Below are 24,021 nucleotides of genomic sequence, written 5' to 3'. Positions count from 1 at the left end.
TGGTTTGATTAAATCAATTGATCGACTGCAGCTGTGAGTTTTTCTCTCACTGGTTCGATCAACGGTTCTTGTTCAAGCAGTTTCTGTAAGGGTTTCACTGCCTGAGGCTCTCCAATTCTTTGCATCAGGTCAGCCATGGCGATTTGCACCATGGGCGACTGCTGATGATCAATGGCACTGACCAGTCCATTTCTGAGGAAGCTGTTGCTGTTATCATTGTTGATCCAGGTGGTCAGGGTATCCAATGCCTGCAGCCTCACGTTGACGTTGTTGTCTTGTTTCAGCGTGATCAACAAAGCCTCTATCAAGGACTCACCTGGTTGTTGTGTCATGGCCGCTAAATTGAGGGCCATCATACGTTTATTGGCAGAAGGCATATCCAACATGGCGAGCACAGTGAGGGCTTGAATCTGCTGTTGTTGCTGATCAACCTGGTTGGCCTGCCAGTGTTGCTGCTCTTCTTTTAATTGTCGGTTTTGCCCGATTAACACCCCGACTGCCAGCATGCTGAAAGCAAAGCCGATCGGTTTCAATGATTGCCAGCTGAACCATTGTCTAATTCGCTGGTGCCACTGTGAAACTGAAGTTGCAGGTTGGACTTGTTGCTGATGAATGTGCTCATGCAACATACCGTAAAACCGGTCATCCATCGCGCTTGAAGGCTTAGGTACCGGTTGTTGTTGATGCTGATCAAACACAAGCAACATGTGTTCTAATTCGAGCAATTCCTGGCTGTGTTCAGGATGTGATGCAAGCAAGCACTGAAACTGCTGTTGCTCACTGGCAGACATTTTGCCCGACAGGTAATCCATCATCAGCAACTCCAGCTGCTCACTGTTTTTTTGACGTGACATGTATGCCTCCGTTTTGTAACTCATTAAACCGATCCCGCAATTCAATCAAGGTGCGACGCATTTTCATTTTGACCGCACCCTCAGTACTGCCGGTGATGGTGGCTATTTCTTTGTATTTCAGGTGTTGAAAGCGGCTCATTACAAGTAATTCCTTTTTATCAACGCTCAACAAATCGATCGCTGAAAACAACTGGCTGATGGTTTGTTCACTGTCATATTTGGCAGCCACATCAGCACTTCCTGCCACCGAGTCTGGCCCTGATTCAAGTAATTCGAGGTGATTGTTTTTTTGTTTGCGGTAGTGATCATGCAAAGCATTTCTGGCGATGTGGAACATCCAGGTGATGAATTGGCCATGTCCCATAAAGCCTTCTTTTCCATGCAGTATCTTGATGAAAACTGTTTGCACCAAATCTTCACTGACAGTGGTCGAACGACACATTTTGTAGAAGAAACCAAACAACGCCTTTTTGTGCCTCTCATACAACAGCCCCAACATGGCTGTCTGCCCTGCTTTGACCTGCATCATGATTTGGTTGTCTGAAACGATGATTCTGCTCCGGTTGTTTGACTGTGTGTCAATCTCTATCTTATGGCCGGAAACGTGGACTGGCAAAAAAAGTAACGCCAGTGAAGTAAAAAAACTGCAATCGCTTAATAAAAAAGCACCCGGCCAAAAAATGATGACCAGGTGCAGTGATGTCATGAATAATCTTTAGCGGCAGGCAGCTGGTAGTAAATTTTGCTGAATGTCACTGTAACAAACCCACTCAATGACAAACGACTCAGTTCCATCGGCTTTCATGTAGATATAATCATCAGTTCCGAAACGTTCATCTAAATCAACCAGAGGTACCATCAAAACGGCTTGCTCTTCATCAAACAACAGTCCTTGTGCGGATAGGTTCAGTGATTCATTGACCCCTGTGAAGGATTGTCTGCTGATAAAGTGCTCATTAATGCTTGTTTTGGTGTCCGCCAATGCAGTCAGGCGATTGCCGATTTTCGCCCGCAACAGGTAGTCATTGTAAGCAGGGATCGCGGTGGCCGCCAGGATGCCAGCGGTGGCCAGTAAAACCGTTCCTTCGCCATAAAACAAGCCTTCAGCAAATGAATGCTCATAGGCAAATCGCAAACTGAGTTTTTCTGCATCTGAGGACACAGTCAGATTAATTCGTCCACTGTCCGGCAAATTCAGTTCACGGGCCGTAGGAAAGGCAAACAAATCAACCTCCACCTGTGCCAAATCAGCCAGGGCCTGAATCAACCTCAGGTAACGGTGGTAAATGTCTCTGGGCAATCCTTTGACATCCTTACCGAATGCCAGTATTGCTGCATTCCAGTTCGACCCTTGATTAGCCGTCAGCCAGGCAGACAAATTAACCTTATGCTTGCTCAATTTCTTTTCAGCCAATACCTGTGGGAGGTAACTCAGATAGACCACATCATCCGCTTCATACCAATAAATGTGGTCTTTGAATAAGCCAAGAAACTGACTGATTTGTTCAGCATTTTTATTGTTGGCAGCTGAGGTACTTCCGGCAAAGACTTTTTGCCATAACGAAAAATGGGCCTCGTTGATCATCACACCTGACAATGACCGCTGACTGGGTGAGATGCCCAAGGCCAGATTGGACTGGCTGTCCAGCTCTGCATACAGCGTACGATCACGGATCTTCACTGCCATCCATGACCCTGACTGATCGCTGACCACATAAAATTGCTGTTCATAGGCATCAAACATATCAGCAAACCCAAACCCCATCAGTTCTTCAAAGTCCCGGAAAAAAGCCAACTCGTCGTATGCGGCCTCTGACACATTCCATTGATCAGTTTTCAGGAACGTTTTGGCTTGTGCCACTTGCCCGGTGGTGGGCATGGTGATTTGTATCACCGAATCAGGTATTCCTGCCAATTCAATGTCATACCAGTCCTCCGCCCGGGGTAAAGCCAGACGGAAACCGGTCTCTGGCATCAGCAGATGCATCGCCAGGGCTGCCTGACCTCTGGCTGATTCACTGCCCACCCAAACATAATCAATTTGATCAAGCCCCAAGTATGCAATTTTTTGATGATCATCAGGGGGCACAAAAGCGCCAGCCAATTGATATATTCGAGCAGGTGCCCACCAGCTCCTGAAATTCAGGCCACTGGGATCAGATTGCATGTCCAGATTTTGAATGGCTTGCAGGCGATCTCCCGAAGGTTCGGTCCACAAGGCTGACAAACGCTGTGCGTTGGCTCCCATACCACTGAGTATCAACATTTGCCCAGTCGATTCATCGTAGCGCATCCAGCTTTGAATCGCATTGATTTTGAATGACCATATGGATTCACCATCAACCGCCTCTATGATGGTTCCCGGAGCCATCACGGCCAACAACTGTTCAACCTGAGTCAACAGCTGTGTTGCGCTGAGGTTTTTAAATCGGGTCCCCACAGCCACATTCGGTAACAAAGCAGCCTCTGCATAATTGATCAGCGCCAGCTCCAGAGAAGTATCCATCTTAACAAGTACCAACTCAATCAACTCCTGGTACTGAGCCGGTACCAGATGAAGGTAATTATCCCGATATCCCTGGATGATGTCTCTGGTTTGTTGTTGATGAACAGCCGTTGACTGAACCTGATGCAACACATCATTTTTGGCATCAAACAAATAATTCCACGGCGTAGGCACATTTAAATAGCCCAGGGTATGATCGGGTAAATGGTTTCTTAACCACGCTTGTTTAACCGGCTGGGTGTCACGATTGACGTCGGTTAAAACCTGTTCTTTGCTGATGTGTTCATCACAACCGGTGAGTGAGACCAACATCACCAGCAGAATCATTCCTTTGCTGTACATGACTGTTATTCCTGTTATTTAAAAATAAGCATTATAAACGCATTCTTTTTTTCAGCCAGTCATCAAGGACAAACCTTTGCCATGACTCAATCCATACAGATAATGTGAGGTACTTCTCAATTGGGCATGAAGGCCGTCTTAACGCGTCAGAAAATTGCAGGATCATACGAATGCTGACATAACTGACCCCTCTGGGTTGGTAAATTTTTTTAATCAAAGGAGTAAAGAAAATGAAATCAATTGGTATTAAATTATGGTTATTTGGTCTGCTGATGATCAGTTTTGCAGGGCACAGTCAATCCCTGAGAGTTGTCGGATATGAAGGTTTGGTGGTGTTACAGGATGGCAGCCGTCATCCGGTTTCAGGTCCAACCCAGGCAGCCTGTGACGCTGCTTTTGATGACAAAGTCATGGAAGTTGATCCACGCGGCACCATTGGTCTGTATCATGGCCGGGATGGCACGCAATCCTGTGTCCCCATGTTCATCTACCGCTCTCCCACAGCACCCTCATATGAATTGCATCCTGGGTTGGTACTGTGGCCTGAATTCCCGACTCCACCCGTCTGCCTGAGCTGCCCATGGCTTGAAGACCTGCGCATCATTGAGCAGCTGTATCCTGATCATGTTGCCGATGTCTCCGGCTATGTCAAAGCATTCGGCATCGACCAGTACAATAAGGAACTGCGTGATTTGCAACAAAGATACCAGTCAAACATCCAAGCTTTTGAATACAAAATGTTTCAACTGGATGAGTTAATCCATAAACAATAAGGAGATAGATACCCATTGGCCTGGCAACTGAAGTTGTCAGGCCCGGTATTTCAACAAGTAACTGATTTTCTTCGTCAGATGGTTTAAAAATTGTTAGAATCGGGGTCTTTCACAGACCTCATTAAAACATGACAGACCCCATGCTTTGGCAACCCGGTTCAGCTGATCTGGCAAACACCCAATTGTCTCAATTCATCCAACAACTCAAAGAACAAAGTGGACTAAACCTGACTGATTATAACCAACTGCATGACTGGTCAATCAATCAGCGGGGCGACTTTTGGCGGGCAGTGATGGATTTTTGTGGTGTCATCGTGCATCAGGACAGTGACACCAACCTGATTGATCAGGGGCACATGACAGCCGCTCAATGGTTTCCTGGCATGACCCTGAACTTTGCCGAAAACCTGCTGCGTCACCAGGGCAGTGACAATGCACTGATTTTTGAGTCAGAGTCGGCCAATACCCAATCAATCAGTCATGACCAACTGCGCAGTCAAGTCGCCAGGGTTCAACAAAAACTCAAGCAATGCGGGGTGCAGCAAGGTGACCGGGTGGCAGGTTTCATGCCCAATATTCCCGAAACCATTGTCTTCATGCTGGCCACAACTTCTTTGGGTGCTGTATGGTCATCAACCTCTCCTGATTTTGGCATCAATGGTGTGGTTGATCGTTTTGGTCAGATTGAGCCCAAGGTGCTGTTCACCGCCAATGCCTATGAATACAATGGTAAAACCCATGACTGCCTGAATAAAGTACAGCAGATAGCGGAGCAAATTGCCAGCATTGAACACACGGTGGTGGTAGACTTTGTAAACCATGACAGGGACTTGCCTGCGGGCACAACAGATTTCACCTCTTGGCTCGATGGCACCGATCCCGACCAGCCACTGACGTTCACCGCGGTACCATTTGATCATCCGCTGTATATCCTCTATTCATCAGGCACCACAGGCAAACCCAAATGCATCGTGCACCGCACAGGCGGTATTTTGTTACAACACCTCAAGGAACTGATGCTGCATGGCAATGTGGCCGAAGGCAAACGCTTATTTTATTTCACCACCTGCGGCTGGATGATGTGGAATTGGATGGCCTCTACCCTGGCCACCGGAGCCAGCCTCGTGCTGTACGATGGATCACCTTTTTACCCGGATGGAAACCGTCTGTTTGACCTGGTCGACAAACACAGAATCAGTCATTTCGGGACCTCTGCCAAATGGATTTCTGCGGTTGAAAAAGCCGGCATCAAACCGCGCAACAGTCACCGGCTTGAGCAACTGGAAACGATTTTTTCAACGGGTTCTCCATTGATGCCGGAAAGTTTTGATTTTGTCTACCGGGATGTCAAAGCCAATGTGTGTTTGTCATCGATTTCCGGTGGTACAGACATCTGTTCATGCTTTGCGCTGGGAAACAGCAATTTACCGGTTTACCGGGGGCAGTTACAGTGCCTGGGACTGGGCATGGCAGTTAAAATACTGGATAAAAATCAACTCAGTGTGATTGGCCAGCCCGGCGAACTGGCTTGTGACAAAGCCTTCCCCTCCATGCCGGTGAGCTTCTGGCAAGATCCTGGCCATAAAAAATACAAAGCAGCCTATTTCAATGTGTTTGACAACATCTGGTGCCACTCTGACCGGGCTGAAATCACCGCCCAGGGTGGCATGGTGATCTATGGACGCTCCGATACCACCCTCAATCCAGGCGGGGTACGCATTGGCACCGCAGAAATCTACCGCCAGGTGGAATCTCTGGATGAAATCACTGAATCCATTGTGGTTGGTCAGGAATGGCAAGATGACACCCGGGTGGTGTTGTTTGTGGTGATGCAACCCGGCCATCAACTGGATGATGACCTGCGACAAAAAATTTGTCAGACCATCCGCCAGAACACCACTCCCAGACATGTGCCCGCGAAAATCATTGCCGTTGATGAAATCCCCAAAACCATCAGTGGTAAAATTGTTGAAGTGGCGGTGCGTGATGTCATTCATGGCAAACAAGTCGCCAACACCGATGCTTTGGCCAATCCAGGTGCGCTGAAATTGTTCGCCAACCTCCCTGAATTACAGGACTGATGAAAAAAATAGACCGCATATATGTGCTGGATAAAATCCTTAAAGAACGCCGCACACCCATATCAGTGGACGCTCTGAAAGAACGTCTGGAATGCTCTCAGGCCACAGTTTACCGGGTCATAGCCACCTTGCGGGATGAATTCAACGCACCCATCAATTCAGATGAGAACGGGGTTTATTATGATCGCTCAGCGCAATTTGATTTGCCAGGTATTCGTCTGAATGCCGAAGAAACCCAGGGTCTGCTGATGGCCGCCCAATTACTGGAAGACCTGCAATCTGACTCACTGCAAAAACCCATGCAACGGATTCTGGATGGCATAGACAAGGTATTGCAACAAAAAGGCATCCGTAACCGCCGCATGATTCAAATCATTCCAGCCTTGTCGAGAAAGCCGGACCCCAATGTGTTTCAGCAGGTGATGACTGGCTTACAACAACAAAAAAAACTCAACATCAGCTATCAAAACCGGCAACAGCAAGAACACACCGAAAGATTGGTTTCTCCTTTGCGGCTGACCAGTTACCGCAACGCCTGGTATCTCGATGCCTGGTGCCATTTGCGCGATGACATCCGTTTGTTTGCGCTGGAGCAAATCCAACACATCAGTATCGACGTGGAACAAGCCAGGGAAGTGAGCACCGCTGAATTAAGGGCCCACTATGCCGACAGTTACGGTATTTTTTCAGGTCCGATGAAACACACAGCCGAAATCAAAATCAACACAGACATGGCACCATGGACAGTGTTTGAACACTGGCATTCACAGCAACACATGGAAAAACTGGATGGCTCACACATCCTGCTGCACATCCCTTACAATGACAACAGGGAACTGATTGCCGATGTGATGCGTTTGGGGCCAGCCGCACAAGTGTTGGCTCCGGAATCACTGAGGAAACAGTTTAAAACACAACTCAGGGACATACAGTCAGTTTATGACTGATCATTGAAACGGTACGCATGACGAAAAAAATACACCATCACAAACGTTTTTGGCTGGCATTGATGATTCTCAGCTACCTGCTGCTGGGTTTTTTTTATGTTCCCGGAATCATCTCTGAGCAATTCAGCCAGCAACTGAAACAACAACTGGGAATGACCGCAAAAGTGAATGAAGTGCATTTCAACCCTTTGACTTTTGTCACTGAACTGCACAACATAGAAGTGATTGATGGCCGCCAGAAAAACTGGTTTCAAGCCAGCAAACTGCGCATTAATTTTGACCCCTTATACTTGGTGAGTGGCCAGTGGCGCATTTCTGAACTGCTCCTTTCACAACCCAGACTGACCATCAAAACGGCGCCTGAAGGAGGGTTGTTGACACCATATTTCACTTTACCGGAGTCTGCTACTGAAGAATCATCAGCACCCAATTACGCCATCGCCAACATTCAAATCAACGGCGGATCAATGGCCCTTGAAGCCGGTCAGGTCAGACAGGATTTTGCCCTCAACATCAAACAGCTCGAATTGTCTCACGAACAACTCAACCCGAATGACATAGACACCGCTTTCAGTGCAACCATCATCACTCAACATGATGAAAAACTACAACTGACCGGTCTTTACAACCATCCCCAGGCCATCATCAACACAGCATTGGAGTTGACCAACTGGCAATCATCTACCCTGCTTCAATTGCTGCCTGAGTCATTGGAAATGACCACTGAACAAGGGTCACTCTCGGCTTCCGGCCAGTTACAATGGTCGCTTGATGCTTTACCAGTCCTGAGCATAGATAAGGCGCATTGGACTGACTGGCAAATTGCCTGGGCAGACAACGCAGCCGTCAACCAACTGCAGGCCAATTGGGAAGGCCTGCGAATTGATGCCAATGAACGAACCATTGAACTGCAACAGCTGCTCAGTGATCAGGCGGACTGGCAACTCTATTGGCCAATGATGTTGCCCACTGCCGAAAAAGCGTCAACTCAATCGACAGATCCATGGAAAGTGCACGTTGCTCACATCACCCTGGAAAACTGGCCAGTCAGTTTCACTGACCGTTCAGTGAATGGTCAGCTGCTTGGACAACTGAATCACCTCAAACTGACTAACCTCAACAACACCAATCAGGTCATCTCCACCAACAGCGAATGGCAACTGGCAGCTGGCGGCATACTCAGCGCTGAAGTGCAAACCCTGGACGATTCATTGGACTTCACCAGCGAACTGCAAACAGACCAACTGGCGCTGGCACCATTCAGTCCATGGCTGCAGCAACAAACGAATTTGTCGGTGGCAAACGGCACCCTGAGCAGCGCTCATCAACTGACCAGCCGTGCCACCGGACTGATGTTGGATGGACAATGGACCCTCCGTCAATTGCAGCTCAATAATGCCCAGGGGCAATCCATTGCAAACATCGGTACGCTTGACGTGGCTGCCAGCACCATCGACAGTGGGAAAAGGTCAATCCTGATTGATCAGATCACCCTGGATCAGGCCAGTGGCAGCCTGATCATAGACCCCAACCAAAACCTCAACATGCAAAACCTCAATCAGCCGCCAACAGAGACTGATAAGGCGGCAACCACGGATAACAGTGAACCACCATGGGTCATTGAAATTGGCACAATCAAAATCACAGACACTGAAACGGCATTGATCGATCAAAGCATCAATCCAGCAGTGACCACCAGTTTGTCGGGTCTGAACGGTGCCATCACCGGACTGTCCTCGGCCACTTTGAGTCGGGCTGATGTGGATTTGGCCGGCAGATTCAATCAGTTTTCACCGGTTCAAATTGCCGGACAAATTAATCCACTGAGTTCCGCAGCTTTCACCGATCTGACCATCCGGGTAGATGACCTTGATTTACTGGCTTTCTCTCCCTATGCCCAAAAACATGTGGCTTTTCCTATCTTGGGTGGCAAGCTGAATCTCGAATTGGCATATTCGCTCAATCAACATGAACTGAAAGGGGACAACAAAATGATCTTCCGGCAGTTTAAACTGGGCGACAAAACCGACTCACCCGATGCCATTGACCTGCCTTTGAAACTGGCTGTCAGTTTATTGACCAATGGACAGGGTGAAATGCACATTGATTTACCGGTTTCTGGCAACCTCAATGACCCGGAGTTCAGTTATGGCAGCCTGGTCGGCAAGGCCATCTTCAAACTGATCACCAACATCGTCGCCTCACCATTCAAAATTTTGGGTGCATTGATACCAAACCCGGACCCCAACCTCAGTGACATCCAGTTTCAGTCCGGCCAGGCAGAATTGCTCCCTGCCGAACTACATAAGCTGACTCAAATTGCAGCGATCATGCATCAAAAACCTGATTTGAATCTACAACTCAACCCAATGACGAATCTGGCATATGACGAACTGGGATTACAGCAGGTTTTATTATTGGAAAAAGCCCCATTCTCGACACTGGATCTGACTGATGAACTGACAAAGCAGTGGCTGGAAGCACAGCTGGTTCCTGAGGAATTGCAAACCCACCTTGAGGCCAACGGTACCATCGATCACCAAAGCATCTGGAAGGCCTTGCTGCAACGTCAGGGCATTCTTCCTGAACAGCATACTTCACTGAACGGGCAGCGGGTTCTGGCCATCAAAAACCAGTTGGTTCATCAGCACAACATTGCCGCTGAGCGAATTTTCACAGAACAGCTTGTACCCTCAGAACTGAGTATATCTCTGGTCAAACTGGGCGTCAGTCAATGAAACCGCTCCTGAGGCATCCTCAAAAAGCAAAAAAACCGCCATTAAGGCGGTTTTTTTTCGGACGGCAGACAGTCAATTACCTGACCACTTCAAATACCGGCACATATGTACTGCCAGGCAGTTTCATGCGTTTTTGTTCAATAAAGGACTGTAATAAATCATCCAGCTTTTCCATCAGGTCTTTATCACCTTTGATCTTATAGACCCCATGTTCTCTGATTTGCTGTACGCCATATTCCTTGACATTTCCAGCCACGATGCCTGAAAAAGCGCGTCGTAAAGATGCTGACAACTCTTCAACAGGGCGGTCTTTGTATAACGCCAAAGAGGCCATGTTTTCATGAGAAGGGATAAACGGAAACTGGAATGAACTGTCAATGTGCAATCCCCAGTTAAAGTAATAGCTGATTCTGTTTTTCGTTCGATACAGTTTAACCGCATCCATACCAGCCATCATTCTCACGGCCACTTCTTCCGGATCATCGATGATGATTTCGTACATATCAGCCACTTCATCACCCAGGGCGAAACGAATGAATTCATCAATCTTGTGAAAGTATTCAGCCGACTCTTTAGGCCCGGTCATGATGAACGGGAAAGGCACGCCTTTGTTTTTCTCGTGTGACAAGATACCAATCAGGTACAGAATTTCTTCGGCCGTACCCACACCACCAGGAAATACGATGATACCATGACCTAAACGGACAAAAGCCTCCAGGCGTTTCTCAATGTCCGGCATGATCACCAGGTGGTTGACGATTGGATTGGGTGCTTCAGCAGCAATGATACCCGGTTCAGTCAAGCCAATATAACGACCGTCTTTGATCCGTTGTTTGGAATGACCCACGGTGGCACCTTTCATTGGCCCTTTCATGGCCCCTGTACCACAACCGGTACAAATGTGAGCCCCACGTAACCCCAACTGATAGCCAATGTCCTTGGTGTATTGATATTCATCACGATTGATGGAATGCCCTCCCCAGCAAACCACCAGATTCGGTTCAGCACCATACTGGTGAACTTCGCCACGGCGCAATATTTCAAACACAAAGTTGGTGATGTCAAATGACTCTTCAAGGTTGTAATGACCTTCCCCTTTTTCGGTGCTTTGAAACACAATGTCACGCAACACGGAAAAGATCGAGTCACGGATACCTGAAATCATCTTGCCATCAACAAAAGCCTGTGCAGGGGCATTGACGAAGCGCAAGTGGATGCCCCTTTCACGTGGAATGAGGGTGACATCAAAATCCGGATAGCGCTCTAAAACAGCCATCGCGTCGTCTTCCTTGGCATCACAATTAAGTACAGCCAGACAGCATTTCCGGAACAGTTCATGAACGCCGCCTTTACCGACTTCCATCATCATGTTCACTTCTTCCTGCGACAACAGGGTCATACCGCCCCGGGCGGCAATGGTGCATTTTTCAATGACTTTTAAATTATTTTCGTTATTCATCTTGTTTTCCTTTTTTATTATTATTATCAATCTTTGAATTTTCCTGAGGGGTCAAAGCATCCTGACAGTAACCTGTGTGGTTTCTGCCTGACAATGAAGTCATCAAGAAATTCGCGACACGTCACGTGCCGCCATTTGCCACCTTTGAGCAGGTGGAAACGACTGACCAGCCATGTTAATCAGTGGCCATGTCATTTTGACTAAAAAGCCAGCATAGAAGCTGGCTCAGTGAATGCCTGATATTATACCTGTGCATGATTAAAAATGCCAGTCGGCAGGATCAGCGGGTTCTGACTGACAACATCTGGGACAATATTCTGATCATTGGTTGAATAATGACCGCCGGATCATCATATAATCACCTCTTTCAGATAATTGGTCACCTCACTTCCATTTTTAACAGCAATGACAGAACTGACCCTCCTCATGATCATGGGCCTGATCGGCTATTACTGGCACAACCAAACCAGTGCACTGGACATCTGCAGGCTGACCGGTAAAAAACTGACACAACAAAAAGGCTGGGCTTTTTTGGATGACTCGCTGATTCAGGTCCGCCTCAGGATCAAGTCCAGAAGAGGCAAGCTGTCACTGTTCAGAGAGTTTCAATTTGAGTTCTCCGACCCCGATGCCAGGCGCTATCGGGGCACCATCACTCATCATGGCGGGGTGGTCACTGAAATCAAATATTTTCGTGACAATGAAATTCAAACCTTCAATTTCATCAAATCATAACTGTCATCAATGACCCTATTCAAAGTACTCTCATACGGTAAAGGATTCAAGGGACAAGCCATTTGGGCCAGCATTTGCTCAGTGGTCAACAAGCTGTTTGACATAGCTCCTGAGATATTGATTGGCATTGCCATTGATGTGGTGATCAACCAGGAAGACTCCTTTGTTGCAGCCCTGGGTATCACCGACCCCAAACAACAGTTATACCTGTTGGGTGTGATGACCTTCCTGATCTGGGCAGGAGAATCCATCTTTCAATACCTCTACCTGCGCAACTGGCGTGAGCTGGCACAAAAAATCCAACACCGCTTCCGGGTTGATTGTTATGGCCACATCCAAAAAATGGACATGCGTTTTTTTGAAGATCAGTCCACAGGACGACTGACCGCAATCCTCAATGACGACGTCAATCAACTGGAACGCTTTCTGAACATTGGCGCCAATGACATTCTGCAGGTTGTCACGTCTGTGGTGGCAGTTGGGGCGGTGTTCTTTCTGATCTCTACCAAACTGGCCCTACTGGCTTTCACCCCCATTCCGGTGATCATCTTTGGTGCTTTTTATTTTCAGCGCAAAGCAGAGCCGCGATATGCCGAAGTGCGCGAAAAAGCCGGACAAATTGCCGCAGCGATCAACACCAACATCGCTGGTGTAGCAACCATCAAAAGCTTCACCAAAGAAGACCATGAACAACAACGCATCGCCGATATTTCTCAACAGTATGTGGCAGCCAACGAATCGGCCATTCGCATCAGCTCAGCCTTTACGCCGGTGATCAGGATGGCCATACTGACGGGTTTTCTGGCCACCTTCATTATTGGCGGTCTGGATACTTTGAATGGCGAACTGGCGGTCGGAGCCTATGGCGTATTGGTGTTCCTGACCCAACGTCTGCTGTGGCCATTCCGCGATCTGGCCAATACCATGGATTTGTACGAACGCGGTATGGCTTCGGCCAGGCGCATCCTGGGTTTGCTGGATGAACCGATCCGCATCAAAGACCATCATCAGGCAGCAGACACCGTACTTTCTGGCAGCATCAACCTCAGGGACATCACTTTTACCTATGAATCACAGTCAAAACCTGCCCTGCAAGACATCAACCTGACCATCAAAGCAGGTGAAACAGTGGCCTTTGTCGGGCAAACCGGTTCTGGCAAAAGCACCATCATCAAATTGCTGATGCGTTATTACCATGCTCAAAATGGCCAAATCAACCTGGATGGTCGGTCGATCGAAGACATCAGCATCACCACCCTACGCTCACAGATTGGACTGGTCTCACAAAGCACTTTCCTGTTCAATGCCAGCATTTATGACAACATCCGCTATGGCAATGACAATGCCTCTGAAACTCAGGTCAGAGAAGCCGCACAATTGGCTGAAGCCGATGACTTCATTGCCCGGCTGGACCAGGGTTATCAGACACTGGTGGGCGAGCAAGGGGTCAAACTGTCAGGCGGTCAGATTCAACGCATCGCTCTGGCCAGAGCGCTGCTGAAAAACCCGCCAATTCTGATCCTCGACGAAGCCACATCGGCCGTGGACAACGAGACCGAAGCGGCCATTCAAAAGTCATTGAAAAAAATTGCTGCCGGGCGAACCATCATCCTGATCGCTCATCGCCTGTCAACGGTGGTCCATGCCGATCAGATTCATGTGCTGGATCACGGTCAAATTGTTGAATCAGGCACCCATTCAAAGCTGTTACAACTGCAAGGGCGCTATCAGCAATTGTGGCACATTCAGACTGGTCAGGTTTGACAGATTCACCAATCGCGTTTTTGATAATCTTTGTTGGTCAGTTTTCTGTCACCATCCAGATCTGAATGGGTACCTTTCAGGTTCCTGAGGTAGTGCAACTCCTCTTCGGGCGCGCTTAACCGTTTGGCCACCTGTGTCTGGAAATGAATGGCTCGTGATTCAGCCTTGAAACCGGCCCACAGCTTATGCAATAACTGTCCCTTCTGCACATGTCGGTATTTTTGATACAGCCTGGAATGCATCGCATCATGGGCGATCGTGCTGGCACACCAGGTGATTGAGTAAAAGGCTGTTTTAGCGCTCATTTCATAACGGGGTGGATTGGCCCAGGCCACCATACCACTTTTCTTATGTTGTTTGATTACCCCAATGTATTGCTGGATAAATGCCAGGTCTTCTGGTGTTTTTTCTGCCAGCAAATCCAGGCACGATTGAACCTGCCCGGTAAAACGGGTGGTACCAATGAGCTGGATGCCCTGATGCTCAATGGTCTGATGATCATGAGCGAATGCGTCATCGGCAGCAGGCAGTGAATGATTCCATAAAAGCAACGACATCAACAACATCGGTCTAACCAATGAGCTGCTCACGCCGGGCTTAAAATGCACTACAGTCACCTCACCACCGAGTAAACCAACAGCCCTGCGAGCAGCACAAAGATACCCATGGTAATCCAGTCCATGGTGAGTTTGAAGCCTGGTTTTTGCATGATGTTTTGCGTGGTGCGGGCCATCACCCAGGCCAGGCCACCGAACACCATTAATGTGGCGAGGATGAACAAACCACCCAGGACTGCAATGCGCAGGTGATAACCCGGCTCATCCAAGACAGCAAATTGTGGGAATAAAGCCAGAAAAAACAACAACACTTTGGGGTTAGAAATGTTCATGATCACCCCACGCCAGTAATATGAACCAGGAAATGGGCGGTCTTCTGCCAGCTGTAGATGGTCATGACGATGCCGCCAGGTCAACCACGCCAGGTAAATCAGGTAACCAGCGCCAAAAAGCGCAATCAGCTTCATTGCCAATGGACTGGCAGAAATCATCGCAGAGAAACCCAGGATAATCAGCGTGGTGTGAACAATGACACCGCTGGCCAATCCCAGAGTCAGTTGCAGGGCTTTGGTAAAACCTTCTTTGGCGGCAATCGCAACCACCAGTAAAACGTCAGGACCGGGAGTCAGTGCCAGCAGCACGGATGTGATAAAAAAACTGAGGTAGCCGGTCAAAGCTTAAGCCGGCAAATCAGGTGTCGAAGACTTCCACTTCATGAACATGGTCACCGAGTAACTGCCACAGCGCCACTTGCTTTTCTTCCGGAATCTGAATGTAGTGCAAAGCAATCTGACCATCATCACCAATGCGGGTGACTTTGGAGGACACATGAAGATTGAATGTGTCATTGACCACGATTTCCAGAATACACACTGAGTCTACCATCAGGTCATCAATACACTCTTCATCCAGGGGCACGAGCAAAATTCCGGATGCAGAAATGTTCTTCACCTCTGTCAGACAGGAATTGCCCTTGTACAACAACAAACAAGAGGCTTCAATGCTTTTTCTGGCGTATCGGATACCTTGACTTTCACTCATATACTTTTACTCGGGTTTCATATACGGAAACAATAATACATCGCGGATGGACGCTGAGTCTGTGAATAACATCACCAAACGATCAATGCCAATTCCCTCACCGGCAGCCGGTGGCATACCATGCTCCAGTGCGCGAATGTAGTCTGCATCAAAATGCATGGCTTCATCATCCCCGGCTTCGAGATTAGCGACCTGTTGTCTGAAACGATCAGCCTGGTCCTCCGGATCATTGAGCTCCGAGAAACCATTGGCGATTTCGTTGCCACAAATGAATAATTCAAACCGGTCAGTGATCTCCGGATTGTCATCATTCCTGCGTGACAAAGGTGATATCTCTATGGGATATTCTGTCACAAAAGTCGGCTGTATGAGGTTTTCCTCCACATACAAATCGAACAATTCAGCCAATAACTCACCTTTTTTCCATTTTTTATCGTAAGAAACCCCTTTGTTGTCACAGTATTGCTGCATAAGTGACAAATTATTGCAGTCTTTTTCAGACAAACCATCACTGTATTCAGCCACCAGAGAAGCCATGGATTGTCTGCGGAAGGGCTGAGCAAAATCAAGGTCATGCCCCTGATATGAAAATTGTTCAGTGCCTTTGACTTCCTGAGCCAGTGATCTGAACAGCTGCTCAGTCAGGTCCATCAGGTCATTGTAATCGGCATATGCCCAGTAAAATTCCATCATGGTGAACTCAGGGTTGTGTTTGGTCGAGACCCCTTCGTTGCGGAAATTACGATTGATTTCAAAAACTTTTTCAAACCCTCCAACGGTCAGTCTTTTCAGAAACAGCTCAGGCGCCACCCTCAGGTACAGCTCCAAATCAAGGGCGTTGTGGTGGGTGGTAAATGGTTTGGCAGTGGCACCTCCGGGAATGACATGCATCATCGGTGTTTCCACTTCCAGAAACTCGAGGTCTTCCATGTACCGGCGAATGTGTGAGACCATTTTCGACCGGGTTTTAAAGACGTCAGCCGAATCCTGGTTAACAATCAAATCAACATAGCGTTGACGATAGCGGGTTTCCTGGTCAGACAGGCCATGGAATTTTTCCGGTAAAGGTCTGAGTGATTTGGTGACCATGCGTAACTCAGTGACTTTGACCGACAATTCATTGGTCTTGGTTTTGAACAAGGTGCCCTTACCATAAACAATGTCGCCCATGTCCCAGGTTTTGAAGTCTGAAAAAACATCTTCACCTATGGCATTGAGCTGAACAAATAATTGAATCGCACCGGACACATCGCTGAGTACGGCAAAGCCACCCTTACCAAACAGACGTTGACTCATCATTCGGCCCATCACCGCCACCTCGATGTTTTGCGGGTCCAGAGTTTCCTTGTCCATGGCATCGAACTTGTCATGCAGATCGGCGGCCAGGTGGCTGCGTCTGTATTGGTTGGGGTAGGCATTGCGCTGGGTGCGGATGGCATCCAGTTTGCTGCGTCTTTCTGCGATGAGTTTATTGTCTTCGGTCATGGTTTTGGGTGTTTCGGTTAATGGTTATGGCTTACAAGCCCTGCTTGAGGCTGGCTTCAATGAATTTATCCAGATCACCATCCAGTACAGCCTGGGTGTTGGTGTTTTCCACTCCGGTTCGGAGGTCTTTGATGCGGGATTGATCAAGCACATAAGAACGGATCTGACTACCCCAGCCAATGTCAGACTTGGTTTCTTCCATGGATTGTGATTGTTCATTGCGTTTTTGCATTTCCAGCTCATACAACTTGGCTTTCAGCTGTTGCATGGCCGTGGCTTTGTTTTGGTGCTGTGAGCGACCATTCTGACATTGGACCACGGTGTTGGTGGGTTCATGAGTGATCCGTACTGCAGATTCAGTTTTATTCACGTGCTGTCCGCCTGCCCCAGATGACCGATATACATCGATCCTCAGGTCAGCCGGATTGATGTCGATTTCAAAACTGTCATCAATTTCAGGTGAAACAAAAACCGCAGCGAAGCTGGTATGCCGTTTGTTACTGGAATCAAAAGGTGATTTCCTGACCAGGCGGTGTACGCCGATCTCGGTGCGCAACCAACCAAAAGCATAGTCACCTTCGACTTTGATGGTTGCAGATTTGATACCGGCCACATCTCCGGCTGAGACTTCGATCAGTTCTGATTTCCAGCCACGTGATTCAATCCAGCGCAAGTACATGCGCAGCAACATTTCTGCCCAATCCTGTGCTTCGGTACCACCGGAACCTGCCTGGATATCAACGAAAGCATTGTTGGGGTCCATTTCACCGGAAAACATTTTTTGGAATTCAAGTTGCTCGATCTTTTTCTCCAGATCAGCAATCATTTTCAAGACTTCCTGTAAACTGTCTTCATCATCTTCATCATTGGCCATTTGCAAAAATTCAGATGCATCGGTGATGCCGTCTTTGAGTTCGTCCAGGGTACTGACGACATGATCAAGTGAGGCGCGTTCCTTGCTCATTGCCTGGGCTTTTTCCTGATCATTCCAAATGTCAGGATCTTCCATTTCCAGATTGACTTCTTCTAAACGTTCTTTCTTAAGATCATAGTCAAAGATACCTCCACAGCGCTGTGGTGCGCTGCTGGAAGTCATCTAATTGGGCGATTTGTGGTGCGATTTCCATGGCTTCAACCTTCCCGGGTGATTTTTTGTTTCAGTTCCCAGCGTTCCTGTGCATCGATACACATGGTAGCAATGGGTCGGGCCAGCAACCGTGGCAAACCAATTTCTTCATCAGTCTCTTCACAATAACCATAGTCACCGGTATTGAACCGCTCCAGGGCTTTGTTGATTTTTTTCAACAATTTTCGGTAACGATCACGGGTTCGCAGTTCAAATGTATTCTCTGTTTCCCGCGATGCGCGCTCAGCTTCATCACTGATGTCTCTGGCTTCGGCTTGTAAATTGGCAATGGTTTCACTGGATTCAATCAATAAATCTTCCTTCCATTGCTCAATGCGTCTTCTGAAATATTCCAGGTGCTTATCGCACATGTATTCTTCTTTATCAGTTGGCACATAACCATCAGGTAATTCCAAAGATGGAATGTAATCCTCTGGTAAGTCATTGATACTTCTTTCTGCCATTATTTATCTCCTGTCATGCCACGCTTAAATTCAGCGCGTGCTAAAATATGGACTGAATTTATTATTTCAATGGTGTGATTCATTCACCCATGACAACTTAAATTTAAGGCGAACTTTATACCTGAAACTGTGCCAATGAGCAACCATTTTTAATGATTCGACGTGTATTCATATCAATATTGAGGGGCTATCAATACCTCATCAGTCCCATGCTGGGTAACCGCTGCCGGTTTCACCCCAGTTGTTCTGAATACATGATTCAGGCCGTTCAACGATTTGGCATCATCAAAGGCACTGGTTTGGGGCTGAAAAGACTGGGCCGCTGCCAACCCATGTGTGAAGGCGGTTTTGATCCCGTTCCTGAAGCACCAGAGGACAATGAAAAGCCTCAGCGAGACCAACAGAAAAGGCCTTGAAAAAAATAAATGAACTGGTCAGGTGAACACCAACAACCCAGCACGGTGAACCATCACCAGCTGAACCGCCATCTAAACAATTGAATGACAGCACCACACTGACCCGCGGTCAGGACCCGGGAAATCATCCACAAATGGTTGCTGCGAGCAAAGGCACAACGAAAACCTGCCCTTGATTCTGAATCTTAAATCAAACAATCACACAAGCGTAACCATGAGGTGAATCAGTCATTGCCGCCTTGTCTTCTTCATCTTTTGCCGTCTGTACTTTCGACCTGAAGGTTGCAAAGTGCACCACTTGGCAACCAGAAATTCAATCATAAACGGTGCGGTCAACAACAGCACTGCAAACACCCATACACGACTGAAATACAATCCCACGGCAATGGCAATACACACATTCAGCGCATAAATTAAATGGACCACCCATCTGATGACCGTTGGGTAAACATACTGGCTGAAACAAGCAGGGCACGCCATCCGGCTACTGTAATGTAACAGCCTGACCGGCATGATGGCCGATTTACAGTCAGGACAATGGCGATGCAAAAACTTCATTCACGACTGGCTGAAACGGACCTGGCTGAATATCAGCCAACTGCCAACGATTTCAATTCCGGCACCAACAAAGGCTCCTGTCACAAACGGTGTCTTGTACACCAGGCACAGCGCTCCAGCTGCCAGTAAAGCACCACCAATGAGCCAATACGCCTTCATGCCGTAAAGCGTCTGAAACAACAGATAGCGCCCACCGATGGTCAGTAGCATGATGGGATAAAACCAGGTGGGCTGAGATTGTACCGCCACAAAAGCAATGAACAGACCAATGAACAGCAACACAGTGCTCTCCAGCGCCAACGGTGCCAATGGATTGCCTTTTTGGTGCTGGCCTGCACGCTTCATCGCTTTGTCCAGCAGCACACCCAGCGGGTGTATCAGCATACCGCCAAAGAACAAGGTCAACACACTGGCTTTCACCGTTAGTTGCCAGCCAACCAGACCCGCGGTCAGCCACACCAGACCGGAAACCAACATCCCGGTGGCGCCACCCAAATAAGCGGTTCGCATGTCCTGCTGAGCATCCTTCATTGAAATCATGGTGATCCTGTTCAGTTAAAAAGCACAGCATAACAAATCCTCTGATTCAGAGACAATAATAACCACCGACCCCTTAAGACCAGTGGTTTTCAGATGCAATTTATTTTCGGAGGTTAGTGTTTAATCAGCCAGCTCTTTTTCAACCTGAGCCATCAGCTGACTGATTTCCTGTTGTCTGCCTGCATCGGCATTCGGACGGTCAGGACGGGGTGGCGCCATTCTGGCTGTTAGCAGGTATTGTTTGGCTGCCTGGTAATCCCCTTCTTCCTCAAACAGGAATGCAGCAAAAAAATAATTGGAATCAATACCGCGGGGATTGAGTTGCAGCCCTTTCTTCAGGTATTCCATGGCCTTTTTATCACTGCCAAACCCGATTGGCCAACCCGGCACTTTGCTGTACAGCACACCCAGGCTGGTATAGGCCGAACCATTGAGCACATCACCATCCATTTCAATGGCTGCCTCATAAGATTTCCGGGCATGTTTGGCCAGGCTCAGAGCGCCCAAACCACCTTTGGCACCGGCATAGCTGGAATAAACTATACCCTCCCAAACCAGGGCTTCGGGCAGATTGCTTTCTTTCAATGCCACCTGGGTGGCCATTTGTGCCAGTTTTTCAAAGGCCGCTTCTTTGGCCTCCTGTTGTTCATTGCTGGCTGTCGGCAGGTAGTTGACCATTGCCCACTGACTTTGGATCTGCCTGACTTCGTCGGTCAGTTCTGCCTGGGCAGCTAAACTGCCAAACAGCAGACAAGCGGTATATAAGATGTGATGTTGCTTCATGGTTTAACCTCGTTGTTTAATAAAGATTGAATGGTTGACTGGTCTTTCCTGATGGCTTTGCTGATCACAGTTGGCAACACAGCATTGAGTTTGACATACAGCTTCTCAGGCCAGCCAAAAAACTGTTCTTCACGTTGCTGACTGATGGCTTTGATGATTTGTCTGGCAATGTCCCGGGGGTCATCCACATGATTACCCAAATGTTCATTAAGTTTATCCACTGCCGTTGAGTTGATTGGTGTTGACATGGCCCTGGGGGCCAGGTAACTGGCTTGTATCGTTGAACCAACCAATTCCCGGTTCAGTGCCTGGGTAAAACCCCTCAGGCCAAATTTAGAAGCACAATAACCACTGAATCCAGGATAGCCAATGCCACCAAAACTGGAACCCACATTGATCACATACCCCTTCTTCGCTTGTTCCAGCCAGGGCATCAAAGCCTGAGTCCAGACCATCGGGGCCGTCAGATTGACGTTCATCATCTGCTGCAAATCCACAGCAGATTGTTGAATTAAAAACCCTGCATGGCTGAGGGCGGCATTGTTGATCAGCATGCGTTGCTGCCCCCCTGTTGTGGCCAGCAACGCAACCACTTCGGACAAAGTTTCTGCACTGGTGACATCACCCGCTATGCGCTGAGCTGGCTGATGCAACATCTGTTGCATTGCCATCAACTGTTCATCATCACGACCTACCAATATCAACCGGGCACCCAGCTGATCCAGCTCACCTGCCAATGCCCGGCCAAGTCCGCCATAGGCCCCGGTCAGCACCACCGTCAGCTGTTTCCAATGGATCCTCATGAGGTTGGTAAGCTCCTGAAGATATCAGCATAAAGTCGATAAAACCGCTTACAGGCCTTGATCACCACTGCCAGCTGTTGCTGCGTCATTTTATTGATCAACTCTTCAAAAAATTGGGTATGACCCTGATCCAGGTCACCATGTGAAATCAAATAGGAAAAGGCCTTGTTTGGTAAAGCCAGTGAGCTCTTGATGGCCTTGGCGGCCTGGGTGGCCAAGGCCACACTGGTGCCTTCCAACACATGTACCAAACCCAGAAAAGTCAGAGGACTGATGCGGTTGATGGCATCATAGGTGTAGGCAACCATCAGCTCGGTAGCGAACGCTGGCTCAGAAGCCGCCACTTGTTCAGGATCACCCCCGCAGGCTTTGATGTCATTGAGTATCCACTGTTCATGCCCCAGTTCCTCATCAATGTACTCGGCCATGGCGGTGCGCAACCATTCATCCTGGTGCGAAATCCGGCTACCGGTCAGCATCAACAATGGCACGGTGTGTTTCACATGGTGATAAGCCTGCGTCAGAAAGGCCACATAAGTGGTCAGTTTGATGTTTCCCTGAATGGCCTGGCTGATCACTGGAATGTCATACAAGGCCTGTTGCTCTGCTACAGTGGCAGCACACAGGGTTTCAAATGGCGTGGGCTTTTGCCGGGCAAGTGTTTGTTGCATAAATGGACTCCAATAAAGGTTGATGTTGGTTAAAAATCTGACTTCTGACGGGTTTTCCTGAAGCTGTCAAAAGCCCATTGCTGGGGGTAAAAGGAGGAACGATCACGGCCGCTTTGAGCTGCGCATAATCAGGTAACTGCTGGTTCAATACAGAGATGGCCTGATGCAATTCATGTTGCTTCATCTGGGTCACACACAGGGCCGTTAAAAAGGGTTCAGCTTCACCGTATATAATCGCCTGCAAGATGCCACCAATGGCCAGTAATTCACCCTCAATCCAATCTGGCAGGATGTTGCGTCCAAACGAGTTGATGATGAGGTGTTTCTTTCTGCCACTGATGTACAAATGACCCGATTCATCAAAATGACCGATGTCACCGGTAGCAAACGGAACTTGCGGGTCTGTGACAGTATCTTGCTGTGCTTCCAGATAACCCAGGTGTTGTGGACCCTGAACCAGAATTTCTCCATCAGCAGCCACCTCAAGCTGACAATGCGGCAATGGCCGGCCCACTGAACCGGGTGCACTGGCCTGATGGTCCAGGCAAATGACTGAACCACACTCACTGATGCCATAACCTTGAAAAACCGGCAAGCCCACGGACTGGGCCTGCTCAATCAATTGTGCGGAACAAACCGCTCCGCCAACAGCAATAAAATTGATGAATGACAGATCACGGGGGTGCTGATCCAGAATCATCACCAACTGCTTAAGCATTTGTGGCATCATGATCATACTGTCCGCACGATGCTGACAGATGGCATCCAGCATGGTGGTCATATTGAGTTGTCCGGAACCGGTCATCCCCACCTCTGCCAGGGGCAACGCGATCACTTCCAGACCGGCGAGCTGATTGGCATAGCTGACGGCCATATTTTCCAGCAACACACTGTAGGGCAACAGACTGATGTGTCTGCTTAAACCCAGATGGTCAATGGCCTGAGCCAATGATTGTCCGACGGTGTGTAAATGGGCCTGACTGAGACAAACCCCTTTGGGCTGACCTGTGGTGCCTGAGGTGAAGGTGATTTTATGCGTACCCTCAGGGATAACCGGAGCATGCTCCGCGGTGCGGTAAAGGCAAAAAACACGCGCCTTCTGACCGTTGTCACAGTGCACAATTTGAAACCCCTGAGCCTGCCACCATGGCAGCATTTGTTGGTCACAACACACCACATCGATACCACTTAGTTCCAGCATATGGGTTCGTTGTTCAATAGAAAAAAAAGCCGGTACCGGGATGATGACCCAATCCAGTTCGGTGGCACAGCGGTCGATCTCAAGCCAGGTCTGGCCATTGTCCAGATCTATGGCCAGGCGATGCGATTGCTCATCTGAAACGACCCGTAGAAGAGCTTGGATGAAGGACTCATTCAT

At 48.3% G+C, this 24,021-nt stretch carries 22 protein-coding genes; 7 read left to right on the top strand and 15 right to left on the bottom strand.

Annotated elements, in window-relative coordinates:
• Nucleotides 1–8: 8 nt before the first annotated feature.
• Genes B0475_RS12340 through B0475_RS12330 form a run of 3 tightly spaced genes read right to left on the bottom strand, consistent with a single transcriptional unit; the run spans nucleotide 9 to nucleotide 3,702 of the window.
• A complete protein-coding gene (locus B0475_RS12340; RefSeq protein WP_157892924.1) occupies nucleotides 9–854 on the bottom strand; it encodes a HEAT repeat domain-containing protein in 846 nt (281 codons plus the stop codon).
• Nucleotides 832–1,560 carry an RNA polymerase sigma factor gene (locus B0475_RS12335; RefSeq protein WP_077412168.1) on the bottom strand — a complete coding sequence of 243 codons (729 nt, stop codon included), beginning with the start codon at nucleotides 1,558–1,560 and terminating at the stop codon, nucleotides 832–834. The genes B0475_RS12340 and B0475_RS12335 overlap by 23 nt, the downstream gene beginning before the upstream one ends.
• A gap of 9 nt (nucleotides 1,561–1,569) precedes the next feature.
• Complete coding sequence (locus B0475_RS12330; RefSeq protein WP_077412167.1) at nucleotides 1,570–3,702, bottom strand: pilin; 2,133 nt, start codon at nucleotides 3,700–3,702, stop codon at nucleotides 1,570–1,572.
• 230 nt (nucleotides 3,703–3,932) lie between these two features.
• On the opposite strand from B0475_RS12330, the gene B0475_RS12325 reads away from it, so the two are divergent.
• From B0475_RS12325 to B0475_RS12310, 4 genes are all read left to right on the top strand, one after another.
• Nucleotides 3,933–4,475, top strand: coding sequence for a hypothetical protein (locus B0475_RS12325; RefSeq protein WP_077412166.1), 543 nt, complete (start codon nucleotides 3,933–3,935; stop codon nucleotides 4,473–4,475).
• 140 nt (nucleotides 4,476–4,615) lie between these two features.
• Nucleotides 4,616–6,556, top strand: coding sequence for an acetoacetate--CoA ligase (locus tag B0475_RS12320; RefSeq protein WP_232781879.1), 1,941 nt, complete (start codon nucleotides 4,616–4,618; stop codon nucleotides 6,554–6,556).
• Complete coding sequence (locus tag B0475_RS12315) at nucleotides 6,556–7,503, top strand: helix-turn-helix transcriptional regulator (RefSeq protein WP_077412164.1); 948 nt, start codon at nucleotides 6,556–6,558, stop codon at nucleotides 7,501–7,503. The genes B0475_RS12320 and B0475_RS12315 overlap by 1 nt, the downstream gene beginning before the upstream one ends.
• A gap of 17 nt (nucleotides 7,504–7,520) precedes the next feature.
• Nucleotides 7,521–10,241 (top strand): DUF748 domain-containing protein, encoded by a 2,721-nt coding sequence (locus tag B0475_RS12310; RefSeq protein WP_077412163.1) that lies wholly within the window; start codon nucleotides 7,521–7,523, stop codon nucleotides 10,239–10,241.
• Between the two features lie 76 nt (nucleotides 10,242–10,317).
• Here B0475_RS12310 and ppnN read toward each other — a convergent pair whose 3' ends face one another.
• Complete coding sequence (gene ppnN / locus B0475_RS12305; protein ID WP_109862392.1) at nucleotides 10,318–11,700, bottom strand: nucleotide 5'-monophosphate nucleosidase PpnN; 1,383 nt, start codon at nucleotides 11,698–11,700, stop codon at nucleotides 10,318–10,320.
• Between the two features lie 426 nt (nucleotides 11,701–12,126).
• On the opposite strand from ppnN, the gene B0475_RS12300 reads away from it, so the two are divergent.
• Nucleotides 12,127–12,435 carry a DUF3301 domain-containing protein gene (locus tag B0475_RS12300; RefSeq protein ID WP_198538239.1) on the top strand — a complete coding sequence of 103 codons (309 nt, stop codon included), beginning with the start codon at nucleotides 12,127–12,129 and terminating at the stop codon, nucleotides 12,433–12,435.
• 9 nt (nucleotides 12,436–12,444) lie between these two features.
• Nucleotides 12,445–14,199, top strand: a complete 1,755-nt coding sequence (locus tag B0475_RS12295) for an ABC transporter ATP-binding protein (protein WP_077412161.1) — start codon at nucleotides 12,445–12,447, stop codon at nucleotides 14,197–14,199.
• A gap of 5 nt (nucleotides 14,200–14,204) precedes the next feature.
• Here the strand turns inward: B0475_RS12295 and B0475_RS12290 are convergent, their stop codons facing one another.
• From B0475_RS12290 to dksA, 6 genes are all read right to left on the bottom strand, one after another.
• Entirely contained in the window at nucleotides 14,205–14,807 is a 603-nt protein-coding gene (locus tag B0475_RS12290) for a hypothetical protein (RefSeq protein WP_157892922.1), read from the bottom strand.
• A gap of 5 nt (nucleotides 14,808–14,812) precedes the next feature.
• Nucleotides 14,813–15,397 (bottom strand): LysE family translocator, encoded by a 585-nt coding sequence (locus tag B0475_RS12285; protein WP_157892921.1) that lies wholly within the window; start codon nucleotides 15,395–15,397, stop codon nucleotides 14,813–14,815.
• Nucleotides 15,398–15,446: 49 nt separating this feature from the next.
• On the bottom strand, nucleotides 15,447–15,797 hold the full coding sequence (locus tag B0475_RS12280; protein WP_077412158.1) for a hypothetical protein: 351 nt from the start codon (nucleotides 15,795–15,797) through the stop codon (nucleotides 15,447–15,449).
• A 6-nt stretch (nucleotides 15,798–15,803) separates the two neighbouring features.
• Nucleotides 15,804–17,282, bottom strand: a complete 1,479-nt coding sequence (gene lysS, locus B0475_RS12275; RefSeq protein WP_077412157.1) for a lysine--tRNA ligase — start codon at nucleotides 17,280–17,282, stop codon at nucleotides 15,804–15,806.
• Nucleotides 17,283–17,313: 31 nt separating this feature from the next.
• Nucleotides 17,314–18,409, bottom strand: a protein-coding gene (gene prfB / locus B0475_RS12270; protein WP_109862391.1) for a peptide chain release factor 2 whose coding sequence is annotated in 2 segments (ribosomal slippage) — nucleotides 17,314–18,336 and nucleotides 18,338–18,409 — 1,095 coding nt in all. Because the reading frame shifts where the segments join, the coding sequence is not laid out codon by codon here.
• Nucleotides 18,410–18,413: 4 nt separating this feature from the next.
• Nucleotides 18,414–18,872, bottom strand: coding sequence for an RNA polymerase-binding protein DksA (dksA, locus tag B0475_RS12265; RefSeq protein ID WP_077412155.1), 459 nt, complete (start codon nucleotides 18,870–18,872; stop codon nucleotides 18,414–18,416).
• A 152-nt stretch (nucleotides 18,873–19,024) separates the two neighbouring features.
• Here dksA and yidD point away from each other — a divergent pair, with 152 nt between their 5' ends.
• Complete coding sequence (yidD, locus tag B0475_RS12260) at nucleotides 19,025–19,288, top strand: membrane protein insertion efficiency factor YidD (RefSeq protein ID WP_077412154.1); 264 nt, start codon at nucleotides 19,025–19,027, stop codon at nucleotides 19,286–19,288.
• A 558-nt stretch (nucleotides 19,289–19,846) separates the two neighbouring features.
• Here yidD and B0475_RS12250 read toward each other — a convergent pair.
• The 5 genes from B0475_RS12250 to B0475_RS12230 all read right to left on the bottom strand — a co-directional run bounded on the left by B0475_RS12250 (nucleotide 19,847) and on the right by B0475_RS12230 (nucleotide 24,021).
• Complete coding sequence (locus tag B0475_RS12250) at nucleotides 19,847–20,386, bottom strand: DUF7010 family protein (RefSeq protein WP_198538237.1); 540 nt, start codon at nucleotides 20,384–20,386, stop codon at nucleotides 19,847–19,849.
• Between the two features lie 120 nt (nucleotides 20,387–20,506).
• The gene (locus tag B0475_RS12245; RefSeq protein WP_077412151.1) at nucleotides 20,507–21,169 is read right to left on the bottom strand and encodes a tetratricopeptide repeat protein; all 663 of its coding nucleotides are present in this window, start codon (nucleotides 21,167–21,169) and stop codon (nucleotides 20,507–20,509) included.
• Complete coding sequence (locus B0475_RS12240; RefSeq protein WP_077412150.1) at nucleotides 21,166–21,972, bottom strand: SDR family oxidoreductase; 807 nt, start codon at nucleotides 21,970–21,972, stop codon at nucleotides 21,166–21,168. The genes B0475_RS12245 and B0475_RS12240 overlap by 4 nt, the downstream gene beginning before the upstream one ends.
• Nucleotides 21,969–22,643, bottom strand: a complete 675-nt coding sequence (locus B0475_RS12235) for a TenA family transcriptional regulator (protein WP_077412149.1) — start codon at nucleotides 22,641–22,643, stop codon at nucleotides 21,969–21,971. The genes B0475_RS12240 and B0475_RS12235 overlap by 4 nt, the downstream gene beginning before the upstream one ends.
• Nucleotides 22,603–24,021, bottom strand: coding sequence for an AMP-binding protein (locus B0475_RS12230; protein ID WP_157892920.1), 1,419 nt, complete (start codon nucleotides 24,019–24,021; stop codon nucleotides 22,603–22,605). The genes B0475_RS12235 and B0475_RS12230 overlap by 41 nt, the downstream gene beginning before the upstream one ends.

The organism is Marinicella sediminis, from assembly GCF_002000055.1.
Lineage (GTDB): Bacteria > Pseudomonadota > Gammaproteobacteria > Xanthomonadales > Marinicellaceae > Marinicella > Marinicella sediminis.
The sequence above is the reverse complement of the archived record's forward strand: the minus strand, read 5'-3'. Positions and strand labels throughout refer to the sequence as shown.

Excerpts from the sequence above, each read along its gene's own strand:
- B0475_RS12340 (WP_157892924.1), bottom strand. The coding sequence starts at position 854 with ATGTCACGTCAAAAAAACAGTGAGCAGCTGGAGTTGCTGATGATGGAT.
- B0475_RS12335 (WP_077412168.1), bottom strand. The coding sequence starts at position 1,560 with ATGACATCACTGCACCTGGTCATCATTTTTTGGCCGGGTGCTTTTTTA.
- B0475_RS12330 (WP_077412167.1), bottom strand. The coding sequence starts at position 3,702 with ATGTACAGCAAAGGAATGATTCTGCTGGTGATGTTGGTCTCACTCACC.
- B0475_RS12325 (WP_077412166.1), top strand. The coding sequence starts at position 3,933 with ATGAAATCAATTGGTATTAAATTATGGTTATTTGGTCTGCTGATGATC.
- B0475_RS12320 (WP_232781879.1), top strand. The coding sequence starts at position 4,616 with ATGCTTTGGCAACCCGGTTCAGCTGATCTGGCAAACACCCAATTGTCT.
- B0475_RS12315 (WP_077412164.1), top strand. The coding sequence starts at position 6,556 with ATGAAAAAAATAGACCGCATATATGTGCTGGATAAAATCCTTAAAGAA.
- B0475_RS12310 (WP_077412163.1), top strand. The coding sequence starts at position 7,521 with ATGACGAAAAAAATACACCATCACAAACGTTTTTGGCTGGCATTGATG.
- ppnN (WP_109862392.1), bottom strand. The coding sequence starts at position 11,700 with ATGAATAACGAAAATAATTTAAAAGTCATTGAAAAATGCACCATTGCC.
- B0475_RS12300 (WP_198538239.1), top strand. The coding sequence starts at position 12,127 with ATGATCATGGGCCTGATCGGCTATTACTGGCACAACCAAACCAGTGCA.
- B0475_RS12295 (WP_077412161.1), top strand. The coding sequence starts at position 12,445 with ATGACCCTATTCAAAGTACTCTCATACGGTAAAGGATTCAAGGGACAA.
- B0475_RS12280 (WP_077412158.1), bottom strand. The coding sequence starts at position 15,797 with ATGAGTGAAAGTCAAGGTATCCGATACGCCAGAAAAAGCATTGAAGCC.
- lysS (WP_077412157.1), bottom strand. The coding sequence starts at position 17,282 with ATGACCGAAGACAATAAACTCATCGCAGAAAGACGCAGCAAACTGGAT.
- dksA (WP_077412155.1), bottom strand. The coding sequence starts at position 18,872 with ATGGCAGAAAGAAGTATCAATGACTTACCAGAGGATTACATTCCATCT.
- yidD (WP_077412154.1), top strand. The coding sequence starts at position 19,025 with ATGATTCGACGTGTATTCATATCAATATTGAGGGGCTATCAATACCTC.
- B0475_RS12250 (WP_198538237.1), bottom strand. The coding sequence starts at position 20,386 with ATGATTTCAATGAAGGATGCTCAGCAGGACATGCGAACCGCTTATTTG.
- B0475_RS12245 (WP_077412151.1), bottom strand. The coding sequence starts at position 21,169 with ATGAAGCAACATCACATCTTATATACCGCTTGTCTGCTGTTTGGCAGT.
- B0475_RS12240 (WP_077412150.1), bottom strand. The coding sequence starts at position 21,972 with ATGAGGATCCATTGGAAACAGCTGACGGTGGTGCTGACCGGGGCCTAT.
- B0475_RS12235 (WP_077412149.1), bottom strand. The coding sequence starts at position 22,643 with ATGCAACAAACACTTGCCCGGCAAAAGCCCACGCCATTTGAAACCCTG.
- B0475_RS12230 (WP_157892920.1), bottom strand. The coding sequence starts at position 24,021 with ATGAATGAGTCCTTCATCCAAGCTCTTCTACGGGTCGTTTCAGATGAG.